The sequence below is a fragment of the Streptomyces sp. NPDC091289 genome (genome assembly GCF_044757365.1).
Lineage (GTDB): Bacteria > Actinomycetota > Actinomycetes > Streptomycetales > Streptomycetaceae > Streptomyces.
This window is the reverse complement of sequence record NZ_JBIVUT010000032.1, coordinates 1-17,292: the sequence shown is the minus strand read 5'-3', so window position 1 is coordinate 17,292 and position 17,292 is coordinate 1. Positions and strand designations below refer to the sequence as shown.

Genomic DNA, 17,292 nt, shown 5'->3' with positions numbered 1-17,292 from the left:
CGCTGAGCCCGCAAAGGCGTGCGTGTTTGGTCGAATAGCGCCGATACCTGACTACTTCCGATCAGTGGCACGGTCCGGACCAAGCCATTCCCAACACTCTTTACTCGACGGTCAGTGCAGTGCGAGTGAGAGCTGGTGCCGGACGATGGAGAGCCTCGGGAGTGCCCCCGCCGACCCCGTGTCGTACGAGGGGGTGTGGCGTTTCACCGCCCCCGCGGTGGACGCGTCCGTGCCCAGTGCCCGGCACGCCGTACGCGATCTCCTCGGCCGGCAGGGCGTGCCGATCGAGGACGACATCCTCCAGGGGCTCCTGCTGATCGTCTCGGAACTGGTCACCAACGCCGTCAAGCACGCGGCGCTCCTCTCGCCCGAGCTGGCCGTCGAGGTGGCCATCGCCGCCGACTGGGTCAGAGTCTCGGTCGAGGACAACCACCCCTACCGCCCCACCGCCCTGGAGACGGACTACGCGCAGACCGGCGGCCGGGGCCTGCTGCTGGTCAAGGTGGTCACCGCGGAGGCGGGCGGCACCTGCGACGTCGAGCACACCGCGAGCGGCGGGAAGATCATCTGGGCGGCGCTGCCGTTGAAGACGCAGCTCTGACCGCCCCGTACGCGACCGGGCGGAGGGTCACCAGCCCGCCGAGGGGCCCGTCAGCTCACGGATCGCCGGCCGGGCCGCGTCCAGCACCGTCATGAACCACGCCGAGAACGGCGCCCGCGCGTGCCGCTCACCCAGCTCCTCCGCCGTCACGAAGGCCGTCTCCCCGACCTCCTCGGGGTCCGGCTTCAGCGCCTCCTGCGCCATTCCCACGAACAGGTGGTTGAACTCCTGCTCCACCAGACCCGACGCGGGGTCCGGGTGGTTGTAGCGGACCGTGCCCGCCTCGGCCAGCAGCGAGGGCGAGATCCCCAGCTCCTCGTACGTACGCCGGGCGGCGGCCGCGAACGGGGCCTCGCCGGGATACGGGTGCCCGCAGCAGGTGTTCGACCAGACACCGGGGGAGTGGTACTTGCCGAGCGCCCGGCGCTGGAGCAGGAGCCGTCCCTGCTCGTCGAAGAGGAACACGGAGAACGCGCGGTGCAGCTGCCCGGGGGCCTGGTGGGCCGCCAGCTTCTCCGCGGTGCCGATGGTGGTGCCGTTCTCGTCGACCAGTTCGAGCATGATCGCTTCTGCGGTGCCGTTCGACGAGCTGTGCGTCGCGGTGGCTGGTGTGGTCGGCATACCCATCCTTCGCTTTGGTCCCCGGCCTCGTGCGCCGGGCCCCTGGAGTCCGGTCAAGTCTGCCGTACAAAAGCCGCTTGTCCGTACTTCGGGTCCGGGCATGTCCGCCCCGCCGCGCCCGGTGAGCGCGGCGGGACGGACGGACCGTCAGACCCCGAAGGCCGCCGGATAACGGATCATGCCCGCCGGAACCGGGACGGAATCGTCCAGCACCAGGGCCATCATCGCCTCGTCCGGCACCTCGAAACCTGGCCGGATTCCGTAGCGCGAGGCCGGCACGAAACCGAAGCGCGGGTAGTACTCGGGATGACCGAGCACCAGCACCAGCGCCTCACCGCGCACCCGGGCGGCGTCCAGCACCGCCCGCACCACGGCCTGCCCCGCACCCTGCCGCTGGTACGCGGGAGAGGTGGCCACCGGGGCCAGGGCGAGCGCCGGGGCGTCGCCGACCCGGCAGCGGGTCAGCAGCGCGTACGCCGCGAGCGACCCGTCCGGGGCCTCGGCGACGTAACTGAGGTCCGGCAGCCAGGCCTCCGCGTCCGCCCGCAGGGCGTCCACGAGGTCCGCCTCGTCCCGGGTCGGGAACGCGGCCGCGTTGACCGCGTGCACGGTCGCACGGTCCGCCGGCGTCTCCGCACGGGTGGACCACCGGGGGTCGGCCGGGCGCAGCACATACGCGGCGTAGCCGTACTCCGTGCCGTGCTCCCGCCGTACGGCCAGCTCCTCGCGGGTGGCCGCGAGCGCCCACTCCATGCCCGGAGCGCCCGGGTCGGTGCTCCCGACCCGTTCGGCGAGCGGTACGTAGTACTCGTCCCAGTCGCTGTCGGGCTGGACCAGCACGGCGTCGACCGTGCAGCCCGCGGCGACGGCCGCCGCGGTGGTCTCCGGCAGGGTGCGCGGGGAACCGTTGCGGTCCCAGAATTCGCGCGCCCCGGCGGAGGGTGCGTCCGTGGTCCAGACGCACTCGGAGATCATCATCGCGCCGCCCGGGGCCAGTAGCCGCTGCCAGTCGCGGGCGGCGGTGTCGAACCCGATGCAGTACGCCGATCCCTCGGCCCAGATCAGGTCGAAGGACCCTTCGGGGAACGCGGGGCCGGTGAGGTCGCCCATGTCCGCCCGGACCGTACGGATGCGGTCGTCGAGGCCACGGGCCCCGGCCGCCTCGCGCAGCTCGTCCAGGAACGGCTGGTGCAGGTCGACCGCGGTCACCTCGGCGCCCGCCTCGGCGGCGAGCAGCAGAGCGGCACGGCCCGGACCGCAGCCCAGGTCGAGGACGCGCGGACGGTCGGGCAACGGGCCGGCCAGAGCGAGCAGCCGGCGCGTGGTCGCGTCGGAGCCGGGGCTCTGCCGGGGAAGACGGTGGTGCAGGGTGAAGAACGCCTCGGTGCGCGAGGCGTCGTCAGTGTGGTCGGTCAACGTGGGAACCCTTGGGTGTGAGGGCTCCGACCTGATCCGGGAAGAAGTGGACCTAGCCGGAAACCCGGGAGATGAGGAAGGACCGATTGCTGCGCCGGGAAGGCGTCGTCGCGACCGTCATCAACCTCAGCTCCTCTCGAAAAGGGTCCCGGTGACACCGGGTTCCGCTCCACCGTGAGACTCGAACGTCTCAGCGAAACCACCCTAGCACCGCCTCAGTGGCAGAGATGCGCCTCGTGCTCCGCGTGACCGCTCGGCTCCAGCTGGAAGGTGCAGTGCTCCACGTCGAAGTGGTCCCCGAGACAGCCCTGCAGCTCGTGCAGCACCTTCTCGTGCCCTATCGAGTCGAGCATCTCCTGGCGCACCACCACATGCGCCGAGAGCACCGGCATCCCCGAAGTGATCGTCCAGGCGTGCAGGTCGTGGACGTCCAGGACCCCGGGCAGCGCCGTGATGTGGGCCCGCACCTCCGCCATGTCCACACCCTTGGGCGCCGCCTCCAGCAGCACGTTGAGGGTCTCCCGCAACAGCTTCACCGTCCGGGGGACGATCATCAGGCCGATCACCAGCGAGGCGATCGGGTCGGCGGGCTGCCAGCCGGTCGCCATGATGATGCCCGCCGAGATGATCACCGCGAGCGAGCCCAGGGTGTCGGCCAGCACCTCCAGATAGGCGCCCCGCACATTGAGACTCTCCTGCTGTCCGCGCGTCAGCAGGGAGAGGGAGACGACGTTGGCCACCAGACCGACGGCGGCGAACGCGATGGCCAGGCCGCCCTTCGTCTCGGCCGGGGTGATGAACCGCTCGACCGCTTCGAAGACCAGATAGCCACCGACCCCCAGCAGCAGCAGACAGTTCGCGAGCGCCGCCAGGATCTCCGCACGGGCGAAGCCGAAGGTGCGGTTCGGGCCGGCCGGACGGTTGGCGAAGTGGATGGCGAGCAGCGCCATCCCGAGCCCCAGGGCGTCGGTGGCCATATGGGCGGCGTCCGCGATCAGGGCCAGCGAGTCGGAGAGCACCCCGCCGACGATCTCCATGACCATCACGCTCAGCGTGATCGCCAGGGCCACCCGGAGCCTGCCCCGGTACGCGGCGGCCGCCGTGCCGGTCGGAGGCGGCCCGCCGTGCGTATGCCCGTGATCGTGGCCAGCCCCCATGCGAAACGCCTCCAGGTCCGTAGGACGTGTCGGGTCGAAACCGCCCCGACCAGGCCAGTGAACTACGGGTGGGGGGTATGAGGCAACACGGCACTGAACACCGTTGTCATGTGCTCTGACCTGCGGAAACGTTCCGCAGGTCAGAGCGTTGACACGATCACCGACGCCACCCGTGAACGATCACGAACGGGCCTCGGGGTGACGCAGGCACCAGCCCTCCCAGGCCGACTCCACCATCGCGCGCACGCTCCGCCGCGCCGTCCAGCCCAGCTCCTCGGTGATCCGCGCGGCCGACGCCACCGCCTTCGGCGCGTCACCGGCCCGGCGCGGCTCGACCACCGGCTTCAGGTCGTGGCCCGTCACCTCGCCGATCACCTCGGCCAGCTCCCGTACGGAGACGCCCTCGCCCCGGCCGACGTTCAGCGTCAGGTCGCCGGTGCCCGCCTCGTCCAGCCGCCGCGCCACGGCGAGATGCGCCTCCGCCAGGTCGGCGACATGGATGTAGTCACGGATACAGGTGCCGTCCGGCGTCGGGTAGTCGTCGCCGAAGATCCGCGGGGCCTCGCCGCGTGTCAGCCGCTCGAACATCATCGGCACGATGTTGAAGACCCCGGTGTCCGCGAGCTCCGGTGCGGCGGCGCCCGCCACGTTGAAGTACCGCAGGCAGGCGGTCGAGATCCCGTGCGCCTTCCCGGTGGCCCGCACCAGCCACTCCCCGGCGAGCTTGGTCTCGCCGTACGGGTTGATCGGCAGGCAGGGCGTCTCCTCGGTGATGAGTTCCACGTCCGGTACGCCGTAGACGGCCGCCGAGGACGAGAAGAGGAAGCGCCGCACCCCGGCCGCGACCACGGCCTCCAGCAGCACGCCCAGCCCGGTGACGTTCTCCCGGTAGTACAGCAGCGGCTTCTCCACGGACTCGCCGACCTGCTTCTTCGCCGCGAGATGCACCACACCGCTCACCGCGTGGTCGGCCAGCACCCGGTCCAGCAGGGGCCGGTCGGAGAGGGATCCCTCCACCAGTGTGACGCCCTCCGGCAGCCGGTCCACGATGCCGCTGGAGCGGTCGTCGAGCACCACGACCCGCTCGCCCGCCGCGACCGTGGCCCGTGCCACGTGTGCCCCGATGTATCCCGCCCCGCCTGTGATCAGCCATGTCATGACCGTCAGCCTAAGGGCCCGCCCTCACCCCGCCCACGCGGTTCCAGCCGCGGTTTGTGGGCCGGGCCCCCGATCGATGATGATGATCGCGAACGGCGGCCGCGCTTGCAGGCCCACCCGAACAGCGCACAAACGGGTGGTGAACTCGGCCTTCCGTTCATCGGATAGCCTCAGCCGACACGCCGCCGGCCCGTCCCGTGGCCGTACGGCCGTGTGTCGCCCCCGTCAGTGCCAAGGAGTGAGTTCGTCTGTCGACCGCCATTCTCACCGGTACGCCGGTACCCGGGTCGTCGCTCGCGGACGATCTGCGGTCCCTGGGCTTCGATGTGCGGACCGCCGTCGACGCCGGTGACGCCGCAGCCCTCCTCGCCGCTGTCCCGGCCGGCCGCCGGGTCGCCCTGGTCGACCCGCGTTTCGTGGGCCACGTCCACGCGCTGCGGCTCGGCCTGACCGACCCGCGCTTCCCCGCCGCCACCGTCCCCGGCGCGCTCACCGCCCAGCCCGAGGCGCGCGGCGCCCTGCTGCGTGCGCTCGAGCGCACCACCGCGGCGGTCGGCGCGGGCGCCCCGGTCGTCGAGCCGGAGACCGACCCCGCGCCCGAGGACCGCACGGTCCCGGGCCGCATCGCCGTCGCGCTGGAGGCCGAGGGCACCGCCGTCAAGCGCCCCGAACTCGGCTCGCTCACCGCCGACGTCCCCACCGACGCCGGACAGCGGGCGGCCGCCGAGACGGCCCGCGACGAGGTGGACGACGAGGCCGTACGGCTGCGCAGCGCGGTCAAGGCCCACGACGGGTTCTTCACCACCTTCTGCATCAGCCCCTACTCCCGCTACATCGCCCGCTGGTGCGCCCGCCGCGGCTTCACCCCGAACCAGGTCACCACCGCCTCGCTGATCACCGCGCTCATCGCGGCGGGCAGCGCGGCCACCGGAACCCGGGGCGGTTACGTCGCCGCCGGGATCCTGCTCCTGGTCTCCTTCGTCCTGGACTGCACCGACGGGCAGCTCGCCCGCTACTCGCTGCAGTACTCCACGATGGGCGCCTGGCTGGACGCCACCTTCGACCGGGCCAAGGAGTACGCGTACTACGCCGGGCTCGCCATCGGCGCCGTACGCGGCGGTGATGACGTCTGGGTCCTCGCGCTCGGCGCGATGGTCCTCCAGGCCTGCCGCCACGTCGTGGACTTCTCGTTCAACGAGGCCAACCACGACGCCGTCGCCAACACCAGCCCCACCGCCGCCCTCTCCGACAAGCTCGACAACGTCGGCTGGACGGTCTGGGTACGCCGGATGATCGTGCTGCCGATCGGCGAGCGCTGGGCCATGATCGCGGTGCTCACCGCGCTCACCACCCCGCGCATCGTCTTCTACGCCCTGCTCATCGGCTGCGCCCTGGCCGCCTGCTACACCACGGCGGGCCGACTGCTGCGCTCACTGACCCGTAAGGCCCGTCGCACCGACCGGGCCGCGCGGGCCCTCGCGGACCTCGCCGACTCCGGCCCGCTCGCCCAGGGCGTCGCGGCGGTCGCCCCCGGGCTCCGGGGCGCGTTCACGGTCCCGGCCGTCGCCCTGCTCGGGACGCTGGTCATGATCGGTGGCGCCCTCTTCCTCCCGTACGGCAGTTGGCTCACCGTCGCCGCCGCGGCGGTGTACGTGGTCCTCTCCGGCCTCGCCGTCGCCGGCCCGCTCAAGGGCGCGCTCGACTGGCTGGTGCCGCCGTTCTTCCGGGCCGCGGAGTACGTCACGATCCTCGTGCTGGCGGCCCGCAGCGACGTGCCGCACGCCGTTCCGGCCGCCTTCGGGCTGGTCTCGGCCGTCGCCTACCACCACTACGACACGGTGTACCGCATCCGTGGCGGCACCGGCGCACCGCCCCAGTGGCTGGTACGGACGATCGGTGGACACGAGGGCCGTACCGCGCTGGTGGCCGTCCTCGCCGCCGCACTCACCCACACCTCAGGTTTCACCACGGCCCTGACCGCGCTCGCGGTCGCCGTGGCTCTGGTGGTGCTCGTGGAGTCCATCCGCTTCTGGGTGTCCTCCTCGGCCCCCGCCGTCCACGACGAAGGAGAACTCGCATGATCGGCCTCGTACTGGCAGCCGGTGCAGGACGACGTCTGCGCCCCTACACGGACACGCTGCCCAAGGCGCTCGTCCCTGTCGACGGCGACAAGACGGTCCTCGACCTCACGCTCGCCAACTTCGCGGAGGTCGGACTCACCGAGGTCGCGATCGTCGTCGGCTACCGCAAGGAGGCCGTCTACGCCCGCAAGGCCGAGCTGGAGGAGACGTACGGCGTCACCCTCACGCTCATCGACAACGACAAGGCCGAGGAGTGGAACAACGCCTACTCCCTGTGGTGCGCCCGTGACGTCATCAAGCGCGGTGTGATCCTCGCCAACGGCGACACCGTGCACCCGTTCTCCGTCGAGAAGACCCTCCTGGACGCCCGCGGCAAGGGCCAGAAGATCATCCTCGCCCTGGACACCGAGAAGAGCCTCGCCGACGAGGAGATGAAGGTCATCACCGAGGAGGGCAAGGGCGTCTCGCGCATCACGAAGCTGATGGACCCGGCCACCGCGACCGGTGAGTACATCGGCGTCACCCTCATCGAGGCCGAGGCCGCCGAGGAGCTGGCGGACGCGCTGAAGACCACCTTCGAGCGCGACCCCGACCTCTACTACGAGGACGGCTACCAGGAGCTCGTGAACCGCGGCTTCACCGTCGACGTGGCCCCCATCGGCACCGTGACCTGGGTCGAGATCGACAACCACGACGACCTCCAGAAGGGCCGGGAGATCGCGTGCCAGTACTGACCCGGCTCATTCCGTCCCCGGTCGTCGTCGACATCCGGCGCGGCGCCATGGACGATCTGGCGGGTCTCCTGGCCGATCAGCGGATCTCCTCCTCGGGCAAGCTCGCCATCGCGATCAGCGACGGCTCCGGGCGCGCCCTGCGGGAGAGGCTCGCGCCGGTCCTGCCGGGCGCCGACTGGTACCCGGTCTCCGACGGCACGATCGACTCCGCGGTGAAGCTCGCCGACGACATCAAGGGCAACCGGTACGACGCCGTCGTCGGCCTCGGCGGCGGCAAGATCATCGACGTGACGAAGTACGCCGCCGCGCGGGTCGGTCTGCCCATGGTCGCCGTCGCGACAAACCTCTCGCACGACGGCCTGTGCTCGCCGGTCGCGACGCTCGACAACGACAACGGGCGCGGCTCCTACGGAGTCCCCACCCCGATCGCCGTGGTCATCGACCTCGACGTGATCCGCGAGGCGCCCGCCCGGTACGTCCGCTCCGGCGTCGGCGACGCGGTCTCGAACATCTCCTGCGTCGCCGACTGGGAGCTGGCCCACGAGGTCAACGGCGAGGAGATCGACGGTCTCGCGGCCGCGATGGCCCGCCAGGCGGGCGAGGCCGTGCTGCGCCACCCCGGCGGGGTCGGCGACGACGCCTTCCTCAAGGTGCTGGCCGAGGGGCTCGTGCTCACCGGCATCTCGATGTCGGTCGCGGGCGACTCCCGTCCGGCGTCCGGCGCCTGCCACGAGATCAACCATGCCTTCGACCTGCTGTACGCCCAGCGGGCGGCCAGCCACGGCGAGCAGGTCGGCCTCGGCGCCTGCTTCGCCATGCATCTGCGCGGTGCCCGCCAGGAGGCCCTCCTGATGGCATCGGTACTGCGCCGCCACGGTCTGCCGGTGCTGCCCGAGGAGATCGGGTTCAGCGTCGACGAGTTCATCAGGGCCGTCGACTACGCGCCGCAGACCCGTCCGGGACGTTTCACGATCCTGGAGCACCTCAACCTTTCCACCGACCAGATCAGGGACGCGTACGCCGACTATGCGACGACCATCAGTAGCTGAACTCCGTCCGGTCGTTCACCCCCCGGGCGTGAAGGACCGGCGCAGCGGCGAGCACTGGGCCGGGCGCATGTACATGCGTGAGGTCTCGCTGCGCGTGGACCGCTACCTGGTCAACACCCGGGTCACGCCGAACCAGGTCACGTACGTCATGACGCTGGCCGGTGCGCTGGCCGCCCCGGCGCTGCTGGTGCCGGGCATCTGGGGCGCCGTGCTCGGCGTGGTGATGGTCCAGCTCTACCTGCTGTTCGACTGCGTGGACGGCGAGCTGGCCCGCTGGAAGAAGCAGTACTCGCTCAGCGGGGTCTATCTCGACCGGGTCGCCGCCTACCTGTGCGACGCCGCGGTGCTCGTCGGCCTCGGCCTGCGCGCCGCCGACATCTGGGGCGAGGGCCGGACCGACTGGCTCTGGGCCTTCCTCGGCACCCTCGCCGCGCTCGGCGCGATCCTCATCAAGGCCGAGACGGACCTGGTGGGCGTGGCCCGCCACCAGGGCGGGATGCCGCCGGTGAAGGAGGCGGCGTCCGAGCCGCGCTCCTCCGGCATGGCGCTGGCCCGCAAGGCCGCGGCGGCGCTCAAGTTCCACCGGCTGATCCTCGGCATCGAGGCCTCGCTGGTGATCCTCGTGGTGGCCGTCGTCGACGCGATCGGCGGCGACCTCTTCTACACCCGCCTGACCGTGGCGGTCATGGCCGGCATCGCGCTGCTGCAGACCCTGCTGCACCTGGTGTCCGTCCTGGTGTCCAGCAGGCTGAAGTGACCCTTCCCATGAAACTGGGCGCGGTGATCATCACCATGGGCAACCGCCCGGACGAGCTCCGCGCCCTCCTCGATTCGGTCACCGCCCAGCACGGTGACCGGATCGAGGTCGTGGTGGTCGGCAACGGCGCCCCGGTCCCCGACGTGCCCGCCGGGGTGCGCACGGTGGAACTCCCCGAGAACCTGGGCATCCCCGGTGGCCGCAACGTCGGCATCGAGGCGTTCGGCCCCTGCGGGGCGGACGTGGACGCCCTGCTCTTCCTGGACGACGACGGGCTGCTCCCGGACCGGGACACCGCCGAGCTGTGCCGGCAGGCGTTCGCGGCGGACCCGAAGCTGGGGATTATCACCTTCCGGATCGCCGACCCGGACACAGGCGCCACCCAGCGGCGGCACGTGCCCCGGCTGCGGGCCGCCGACCCGATGCGCTCCTCGCGCGTGACGACGTTCCTCGGCGGCGCCAACGCCGTACGCACCCGGGTCATCGCCGAGGTGGGCCCGCTGCCGGAGGACTTCTTCTACGCCCACGAGGAGACGGACCTCGCCTGGCGGGCGCTGGACGCGGGCTGGATGATCGACTACCGCGCGGACCTGGTGCTGAACCACCCCACCACCTCCCCGTCCCGGCACGCGGTCTACCACCGCATGGTCGCCCGTAACCGGGTCTGGCTCGCCCGCCGTAACCTGCCCGCCCCGCTGGTCCCCCTCTACCTGGGGGTCTGGCTGCTGCTGACCCTGGTCAGGCGTCCGTCGCCGCCCGCGCTCAAGGCCTGGTTCGGCGGATTCCGGGAAGGCTGGTCGACCCCCTGCGGGCCCCGGCGCCCGATGAAGTGGCGTACGGTGTGGCGGCTGACGAGGCTGGGCCGACCTCCGGTCATCTGAGAGGCTTTCCTCTGAGAGCATGAGGCGTATTTTCTTTCCGGGACCTGTCCGCCTGAGCCGCGCCCGCGACTGGCTGCGCGTGAAGACGAGAGTTTCAACTTGTGAGTGACACGACCCACGACGGTGGGGTAGCCCTCGGGACCCCACCGTCCGCCGACGAGGGCCTCGGCGCGGCCCAGCTGGCCGCCAAGTACGGCCTGACCGTGAGCGGCGCCCGGCCGGGGCTGTTCGCGTACATGCGACAGCTCTGGGGCCGACGCCACTTCATCCTGGCTTTCTCCCGGGCGAAGCTGACCGCGCAGTACAGCCAGGCCAAACTGGGCCAGCTGTGGCAAGTGGTCACGCCTTTGCTGAACGCCTGTGTCTATTACCTGATCTTCGGCCTGATCCTGGGGACCAGGGAGGGGATTCCCCACGACGTCTTCGTGCCGTTCCTGGTCACCGGCGTCTTCGTCTTCACCTTCACGCAGAGCTCCGTGATGGCGGGCGTCAAGTCGATCTCCGGCAACCTCGGACTCGTCCGGGCCCTCCACTTCCCCCGGGCCTCACTGCCCATCTCCTTCTCGCTCCAGCAGCTCCAGCAACTGCTGTTCTCGATGATCGTGCTGGTCGCGGTCGCCGTGATCTTCGGCAGCTACCCCTCGCTGTCGTGGCTCCTGGTGATCCCCGCCCTGATTCTCCAGTTCTTCTTCAATACGGGCCTGGCCCTCGTCATGGCGCGGCTCGGCTCCAAGACCCCCGACCTCGCGCAGCTGATGCCGTTCGTCATGCGGACCTGGATGTACGCCTCGGGCGTCATGTTCTCCATCCCGGTGATGCTCAAGGACAAGCCCGCCTGGATCGCCGACGTGCTCCAGTACAACCCGGCGGCGATCTACATGGACCTGGTGCGCTTCGCACTGATCGACGGATACGGCTCCGAGAACCTGCCGGACCACGTCTGGGCCGTCGGCCTGGGCTGGGCCGTGCTGCTGGGCGGCGTGGGATTCGTGTACTTCTGGAAGGCAGAGGAACGGTACGGCCGTGGCTGAGGACAACGCACAGGGACGCATCCCCACGGTGATCGCCGACGACGTGCACATCGTGTACCGGGTCAACGGCACGGGCGGCGGCCGCGGCAGTGCCACCGCCGCGCTGAGCCGCATGATGCGGCGGGGCAAGGGCGAGCCGCGCGGCGTCCGGAAGGTGCACGCCGTACGCGGTGTCTCCTTCACCGCCTACCGCGGCGAGGCCATCGGCCTCATCGGCACCAACGGCTCCGGCAAGTCGACGTTGCTGCGGGCCATCGCCGGTCTGCTGCCGACCGAATCCGGCCATGTGTACACGGACGGTCAGCCTTCGCTGCTCGGGGTGAACGCGGCGCTGATGAGCGATCTGACCGGCGAGCGCAACGTCGTGCTCGGCGGTCTGGCGATGGGCATGAGCCGGGACGAGATCCGCGAGCGCTACGACGAGATCGTGGAGTTCTCCGGGATCAACGAGAAGGGCGACTTCATCACCCTGCCGATGCGGACGTACTCCTCCGGCATGGCGGCGCGGCTGCGCTTCTCGATCGCCGCCGCCAAGAACCACGACGTCCTCATGATCGACGAGGCGCTGGCCACCGGTGACCGCAAGTTCCGGATCCGCTCCGAGGAGCGCATCCGCGAGCTGCGCAAGGAGGCCGGCACCGTCTTCCTGGTCAGCCACAACAACAAGTCGATCAGGGACACCTGCGACCGCGCGCTCTGGCTGGAGAAGGGCGAGCTCCTGATGGACGGCCCCACCGAGGAAGTCCTCAAGGCGTACGAGCGCGAAACGGGCAAGTAGCGCGAGCCCTCCCCGTGGCCCCCGCCGGACCGGTCCGGCGGGGGCCCTGCGGTGTCCGGTGCCGGGCAGGCCCTGCGCAGTAGGCCCCCAGGGGCGATCTCCTCCCGGCGGATGACGTCAATTCCGCCGTGCGCGGGGAAGGTTGACGGGCACGGCCGGGAAGCGGCGGCAGGCGCTCCACCCCGCCGAACCCCTGTGAGCTGTACAACGTAAGCTGTAGCGGTGCTGATTCATGGCAAGTAGGGCGATACGCCCCGGCACCGCCCGCTCTGCCGCAGTGCACTCGGAAGATTGAGCGGCGTGTCCGAAAAGGGTTGTTTTGGGTCAGCAGTGTAGAACGGGAGATGTGACGGCAATGACGGAAGATCTCCAGCTCCGACGTGGTTTCGCCGTCCCCGCGCCGGGCGGTCGGCAGTGACTTCGACCCCCGAGGCGCACATCGGTGACGCCACTCTCGGCAAGGCCGCGGACGAGAACTTCCCCGTGGCGCCCTTCTTCCTGCCCCGCGCCTGGCGCGACGACCTGATGGCGGTCTACGGATTCGCCCGGCTCGTCGACGACATCGGCGACGGCGACCTCGCCCCCGGCGGCGGAGACGCCCGCCACCTCGGCCTGGAGCCGGAGCGCAGCGACGACCGCCTCGCCCTGCTCGACGCCTTCGAGACCGACCTCCACCGGGTCTTCGCCACCACCGGCGAGGACCCGCACCACCCGCTGCTGCGCAAGCTGCGCCCCACCGTGCGGCGCCGCGCGCTCACCCCCGAACCCTTTCTCGGCCTGATCGAGGCCAACCGCCAGGACCAGAAGATCCGCCGCTACGGCACGTACGCCGAGCTCGCCGCCTACTGCGAGCTCTCGGCGAACCCGGTCGGCCGCCTGGTCCTCGCTCTCACCGGCACCGCGAGCCCGGAACGTATCCGCCGCTCCGACGCGGTCTGCACCGCGCTCCAGATCGTCGAGCACCTGCAGGACGTGGCCGAGGACCTGGAACGCGACCGGATCTATCTGCCCGCCGAGGACATGGAACGCTTCCGGGTCACCGAGACCGACCTGGCCGCGCCCACCGCCGGAGCCTCCGTGCGCGCCCTGATCGCGTACGAGGCCCAGCGTGCGAGCGAGCTGCTGAACGAAGGCCCCCCACTGGTGGGCAGCGTCGACGGCAGGCTCAAGCTGCTCCTCGCCGGATTCGTCGGAGGCGGGCGCAGCGCGCTCACGGCGATCTCGGCCGCCGGGTTCGACGTACTGCCCGGACCGCCCAAGCCCACCAAGCCCAGCCTGCTGCGCGAAGTGGGAATCGTCTTGCGAAGAGCGCGTGGAGAGAGGTGAGCCGGACCGTGGAGGGACAGACGACGTACATGTCGCCGCCGGTGCAGGCCGCATACAGTTACTGCGAAGCCGTCACCGGACAGCAGGCACGTAACTTCGCCTACGGCATCCGGCTGCTGCCGTACGAGAAGCGGCAGGCCATGTCGGCGCTGTACGCCTTCTCCCGTCGGGTCGACGACATCGGCGACGGGGAGCTGGACCCGGAGACCAAGCGTGCCCGGCTGGAGAGCACCCGCGAGCTGCTCGACCGGGTCCGGAAGGACGCGGTCGACGAGGACGACACCGACCCGGTGGCCGTCGCGCTCTCCGACGCGGCCCACCGCTTCCCGCTCCCGCTCGACGGGCTCGACGAACTGATCGACGGCGTCCTGATGGACGTCCGGGGCGCGACCTACGAGACCTGGGACGACCTCAAGACCTACTGCCGGTGCGTCGCCGGAGCCATCGGACGCCTCAGCCTCGGCGTCTTCGGCACCGCGCCGGGCGCCCGCGGGGCCGAGCGCGCCGCGGAGTACGCCGACACCCTCGGCCTCGCCCTCCAGCTCACCAACATCCTGCGCGACGTCCGCGAGGACGCCGGCAACGGACGCACCTATCTGCCCGCCGACGACCTGGCCAAATTCGGCTGCTCGGCCGGCTTCCACCGCACCACCCCGCCCCCCGGCTCCGACTTCGCGGGCCTCATCCACTTCGAGGTCCGCCGCGCCCGCGCCCTGTTCGCCGAGGGCTACCGGCTGCTGCCGATGCTCGACCGCCGCAGCGGCGCCTGCGTCGCGGCGATGGCCGGAATCTATCGCCGCCTCCTCGACCGGATCGAGCGCGACCCCGAGGCCGTCCTGCGCGGACGGGTCTCGCTGCCCGGCCACGAGAAGGCCTACGTGGCCGTGCGCGGCCTGTCCGGACTGGACGCCCGCCACATCTCGCGGCTCACCGCCAGGGGGCGTGCCTGATGCGTCCCCGCGGCTCCGGCCCCCGGGCAACCCTCCGGTGGCCCGACGCGTCATCGACTGCGACGATCACCGGAACGAGGACCCGGCAGACGGCCACGACCCGGCGGGAGGGGCACGCATGAGCGACGAGACCCCGCGCCCCGTCGCCGTCGTCGTCGGCGGCGGTCTCGCCGGCGTCACGGCGGCGCTCCGCCTCGCCGACGCCGGACTTGACGTGACCCTCCTGGAAGGACGCCCCCGCCTCGGCGGCCTCGCCTTCTCCTTCCAGCGCGGCGACCTCACCGTCGACAACGGCCAGCACGTTTACCTGCGCTGCTGCACCGGCTACCGCTGGTTCCTCGACCGGATCGACGCCGCCCACCTGGCCCCGCTCCAGGACCGCCTCGACGTGCCCGTGCTGGACGTCGGCCGGGCCGCCGGACCGCGCCTGGGACGGCTGCGCCGCACCGGACTGCCCGTTCCGCTGCACCTCGCCGGGGGCCTCGCCGCCTATCCGCACCTCTCGCTCGCCGAGAAGGCGGGCGTCGGCCGGGCCGCCCTCGCGCTCGGCCGCCTCGACCCCGCCGATCCGGAGCTCGACCGGATCGACTTCGCCACCTGGCTGCGGCGGCACGGCCAGTCGGAGCGCACCATCGAGGCCCTCTGGGACCTCGTCGGCGTCGCCACTCTGAACGCCACCGCCCCGAACGCCTCCATGGCGCTCGCGGCGAAGGTCTTCAAGACCGGCCTGCTCTCCGAGCCCGGCGCCGCCGACATCGGCTGGGCCTCCGTGCCGCTCGGCGAACTGCACGACACCCTCGCCCGCAAGGCCCTGGACACCGCGGGCGTCCGCACCGAACTCCGCGCCAAGGTGGGCTCCCTCACCCGCACCGAGGACGGCCGCTGGAGCGTCGAGACGGCGGGGGAGCGGATCACCGCCGACACCGTCGTCCTGGCCGTGCCGCAGACGGAGACCCACGACCTGCTGCCCGCGGGCGCGCTGGACGAACCGGACCTGCTGCTCGACATCGACAACGCGCCCATCCTCAACGTGCACGTCATCTACGACCGCAAGGTGCTGCGCAGGCCGTTCTTCGCCGCGATCGGCTCCCCGGTCCAATGGGTCTTCGACCGCACCCACTCCTCGGGACTGACGGGCCCCGGCCAGTATCTGGCCGTCTCGCAGTCGGCCGCCCAGGACGAGATCGACCTGCCCGTCGCCGAACTGCGCTCCCGCTACCTGCCCGAGCTGGAGCGGCTGCTGCCCGCCGCCCGCGGCGCCGGCATCCGCGACTTCTTCGTCACCCGGGAGCGCACCGCCACCTTCGCGCCCGCCCCGGGCGTCGGACGGTTGCGCCCCGGCCCCCGCACCCGGCTGCCCGGTCTCCAGCTGGCGGGGGCCTGGACCGCCACCGGCTGGCCCGCGACGATGGAGGGGGCCGTGCGCAGCGGCGCCGGCGCCGCCGACGCGGCCCTCCACGACCTCGGCCGCCCCCTTGGACATCCGCTGCAGGAGGCGGCATGAGCAGTACCACCGGAACAAGAGGAGAGTCTGTGACCCCGGCGAATCCGGCTTTCGACACCGTGGCGGACACCGCGGACGTCACCGCGCTTCTGGAGCGCGGACGAGCCCTGTCAGCGCCGGTCCTGCGGGCTGCCGTGGGCCGGCTCGCGCCGCCCATGGACACCGTCGCCGCTTACCACTTCGGCTGGATCGACGCCGAGGGACACCCCTCGGACGGCGACGGCGGCAAGGCCGTGCGCCCCGCGCTCGCCCTGCTCTCCGCCGAGGCCGCGGGCGCCCCCGCCGAGGCCGGCATCCCCGGCGCGGTGGCCGTCGAACTCGTGCACAACTTCTCGCTGCTGCACGACGACCTGATGGACGGCGACGAGCAGCGCCGCCACCGCGACACCGTCTGGAAGGTGCACGGCCCCGCCCAGGCGATCCTGGTCGGCGACGCGCTCTTCGCGCTCGCCTACGACCTGCTGCTGGAGCTCGGCACGGTCGAGGCGGGCCGCGCGGCCCGCCGGCTGACCACCGCCACCCGCAAGCTCATCGACGGGCAGGCCCAGGACATCTCCTACGAGCACCGCGAGCGGGTCACCGTCGAGGAGTGCCTGGAGATGGAGGGCAACAAGACCGGCGCCCTGCTGGCCTGCGCGGTCTCCATCGGCGCGGTGCTCGGCGGCGCCGACGACCGTACCGCCGACACCCTGGAGGCGTACGGCTACCACCTCGGCCTCGCCTTCCAGGCCGTCGACGACCTCCTCGGCATCTGGGGCGACCCGGAGTCCACCGGCAAGCAGACCTGGAGCGACCTGCGCCAGCGCAAGAAGTCCCTGCCCGTCGTCGCCGCGCTCGCCGCGGGCGGCGAGGCGTCCGAGCGGCTGGGCGAACTGCTCGCCGCCGACGCCAAGAGCAATGACTTCGACAGCTTCTCCGAAGAGGAGTTCGCCGTCCGCGCGGCACTCATCGAGGAGGCGGGCGGCCGCGAGTGGACCGCCCAGGAAGCCCGTCGTCAGCACGCCATCGCCATCGAGGCGCTGCACGCCGTCGACATGTCCCACCGGGTGCGGGAGCAGCTCACCGAGCTCGCCGACTTCGTGGTGGTACGAAAGAGATGATCACTCTTCGCATATGACTCGCAGTCGCGGGGGGGCGCCCCCCCCCCCGCCCCCCCCCCCCGGCCCCCCCCCCCCCCCCCCCCCCCCCCCCCCCCCCGGGGGGCTACAGAAAACCCCACCCCCCCGCCAGACCCGGGGCCCCAAACAA

The 17,292-nt window shown here is 71.5% G+C and carries 16 protein-coding genes; 12 read left to right on the top strand and 4 right to left on the bottom strand.

Annotation, left to right across the window (positions count from 1 at the left end; translation table 11 throughout):
- Positions 1 to 145 precede the first annotated feature (145 nt).
- Positions 146 to 601 (top strand): ATP-binding protein, encoded by a 456-nt coding sequence (locus ACIQPT_RS33315; RefSeq protein ID WP_030076393.1) that lies wholly within the window; start codon positions 146 to 148, stop codon positions 599 to 601.
- A gap of 27 nt (positions 602 to 628) precedes the next feature.
- On the opposite strand, the gene idi is transcribed toward ACIQPT_RS33315, so the two are convergent.
- The 4 genes from idi to galE form a co-directional block, all read right to left on the bottom strand.
- Positions 629 to 1,222 (bottom strand): isopentenyl-diphosphate Delta-isomerase, encoded by a 594-nt coding sequence (gene idi, locus ACIQPT_RS33310; protein WP_401161467.1) that lies wholly within the window; start codon positions 1,220 to 1,222, stop codon positions 629 to 631.
- 147 nt (positions 1,223 to 1,369) lie between these two features.
- Positions 1,370 to 2,638, bottom strand: coding sequence for a GNAT family N-acetyltransferase (locus tag ACIQPT_RS33305; protein WP_401161465.1), 1,269 nt, complete (start codon positions 2,636 to 2,638; stop codon positions 1,370 to 1,372).
- Positions 2,639 to 2,853: 215 nt separating this feature from the next.
- Complete coding sequence (locus tag ACIQPT_RS33300) at positions 2,854 to 3,795, bottom strand: cation diffusion facilitator family transporter (RefSeq protein ID WP_401161464.1); 942 nt, start codon at positions 3,793 to 3,795, stop codon at positions 2,854 to 2,856.
- 180 nt (positions 3,796 to 3,975) lie between these two features.
- Positions 3,976 to 4,953, bottom strand: coding sequence for a UDP-glucose 4-epimerase GalE (galE, locus tag ACIQPT_RS33295; RefSeq protein WP_401161462.1), 978 nt, complete (start codon positions 4,951 to 4,953; stop codon positions 3,976 to 3,978).
- A gap of 326 nt (positions 4,954 to 5,279) precedes the next feature.
- Between galE and ACIQPT_RS33290 the strand changes: the two genes are divergently transcribed.
- The 11 genes from ACIQPT_RS33290 (at position 5,280) to ACIQPT_RS33240 (ending at position 17,144) form a co-directional block, all read left to right on the top strand.
- A complete protein-coding gene (locus ACIQPT_RS33290; RefSeq protein WP_401161460.1) occupies positions 5,280 to 7,034 on the top strand; it encodes a DUF5941 domain-containing protein in 1,755 nt (584 codons plus the stop codon).
- A complete protein-coding gene (locus tag ACIQPT_RS33285; protein WP_401161458.1) occupies positions 7,031 to 7,768 on the top strand; it encodes a sugar phosphate nucleotidyltransferase in 738 nt (245 codons plus the stop codon). Before ACIQPT_RS33290 ends, ACIQPT_RS33285 begins: the two co-directional genes overlap by 4 nt.
- Entirely contained in the window at positions 7,756 to 8,817 is a 1,062-nt protein-coding gene (locus tag ACIQPT_RS33280; protein WP_401161456.1) for an iron-containing alcohol dehydrogenase family protein, read from the top strand. Before ACIQPT_RS33285 ends, ACIQPT_RS33280 begins: the two co-directional genes overlap by 13 nt.
- Positions 8,795 to 9,574: a CDP-alcohol phosphatidyltransferase family protein gene (locus ACIQPT_RS33275; protein WP_401161454.1), complete on the top strand. Its 780-nt coding sequence runs from the start codon at positions 8,795 to 8,797 to the stop codon at positions 9,572 to 9,574. The genes ACIQPT_RS33280 and ACIQPT_RS33275 overlap by 23 nt, the downstream gene beginning before the upstream one ends.
- 8 nt (positions 9,575 to 9,582) lie before the next feature.
- Positions 9,583 to 10,455, top strand: a complete 873-nt coding sequence (locus tag ACIQPT_RS33270) for a glycosyltransferase family 2 protein (protein ID WP_401161584.1) — start codon at positions 9,583 to 9,585, stop codon at positions 10,453 to 10,455.
- A 101-nt stretch (positions 10,456 to 10,556) separates the two neighbouring features.
- The gene (locus ACIQPT_RS33265; RefSeq protein ID WP_401161452.1) at positions 10,557 to 11,486 is read left to right on the top strand and encodes an ABC transporter permease; all 930 of its coding nucleotides are present in this window, start codon (positions 10,557 to 10,559) and stop codon (positions 11,484 to 11,486) included.
- Entirely contained in the window at positions 11,479 to 12,264 is a 786-nt protein-coding gene (locus tag ACIQPT_RS33260; RefSeq protein ID WP_401161450.1) for an ABC transporter ATP-binding protein, read from the top strand. Before ACIQPT_RS33265 ends, ACIQPT_RS33260 begins: the two co-directional genes overlap by 8 nt.
- Positions 12,265 to 12,678: 414 nt before the next feature.
- The gene (hpnC, locus tag ACIQPT_RS33255; protein ID WP_401161448.1) at positions 12,679 to 13,590 is read left to right on the top strand and encodes a squalene synthase HpnC; all 912 of its coding nucleotides are present in this window, start codon (positions 12,679 to 12,681) and stop codon (positions 13,588 to 13,590) included.
- A 29-nt stretch (positions 13,591 to 13,619) separates the two neighbouring features.
- Positions 13,620 to 14,540 carry a presqualene diphosphate synthase HpnD gene (gene hpnD / locus ACIQPT_RS33250; RefSeq protein ID WP_401161582.1) on the top strand — a complete coding sequence of 307 codons (921 nt, stop codon included), beginning with the start codon at positions 13,620 to 13,622 and terminating at the stop codon, positions 14,538 to 14,540.
- Between the two features lie 118 nt (positions 14,541 to 14,658).
- Positions 14,659 to 16,044: a hydroxysqualene dehydroxylase HpnE gene (gene hpnE / locus ACIQPT_RS33245; protein ID WP_401161446.1), complete on the top strand. Its 1,386-nt coding sequence runs from the start codon at positions 14,659 to 14,661 to the stop codon at positions 16,042 to 16,044.
- Between the two features lie 29 nt (positions 16,045 to 16,073).
- Positions 16,074 to 17,144 (top strand): polyprenyl synthetase family protein, encoded by a 1,071-nt coding sequence (locus ACIQPT_RS33240; RefSeq protein WP_401161444.1) that lies wholly within the window; start codon positions 16,074 to 16,076, stop codon positions 17,142 to 17,144.
- The last annotated feature ends 148 nt before the right edge of the window (positions 17,145 to 17,292 follow it).

Coding starts and splice junctions, on each gene's coding strand:
- ACIQPT_RS33315 (WP_030076393.1), top strand. CDS start 146: ATGGAGAGCCTCGGGAGTGCCCCCGCCGACCCCGTGTCGTACGAGGGG.
- idi (WP_401161467.1), bottom strand. CDS start 1,222: ATGCCGACCACACCAGCCACCGCGACGCACAGCTCGTCGAACGGCACC.
- ACIQPT_RS33300 (WP_401161464.1), bottom strand. CDS start 3,795: ATGGGGGCTGGCCACGATCACGGGCATACGCACGGCGGGCCGCCTCCG.
- galE (WP_401161462.1), bottom strand. CDS start 4,953: ATGACATGGCTGATCACAGGCGGGGCGGGATACATCGGGGCACACGTG.
- ACIQPT_RS33285 (WP_401161458.1), top strand. CDS start 7,031: ATGATCGGCCTCGTACTGGCAGCCGGTGCAGGACGACGTCTGCGCCCC.
- ACIQPT_RS33275 (WP_401161454.1), top strand. CDS start 8,795: ATGCGACGACCATCAGTAGCTGAACTCCGTCCGGTCGTTCACCCCCCG.
- ACIQPT_RS33270 (WP_401161584.1), top strand. CDS start 9,583: ATGAAACTGGGCGCGGTGATCATCACCATGGGCAACCGCCCGGACGAG.
- hpnD (WP_401161582.1), top strand. CDS start 13,620: ATGTCGCCGCCGGTGCAGGCCGCATACAGTTACTGCGAAGCCGTCACC.
- hpnE (WP_401161446.1), top strand. CDS start 14,659: ATGAGCGACGAGACCCCGCGCCCCGTCGCCGTCGTCGTCGGCGGCGGT.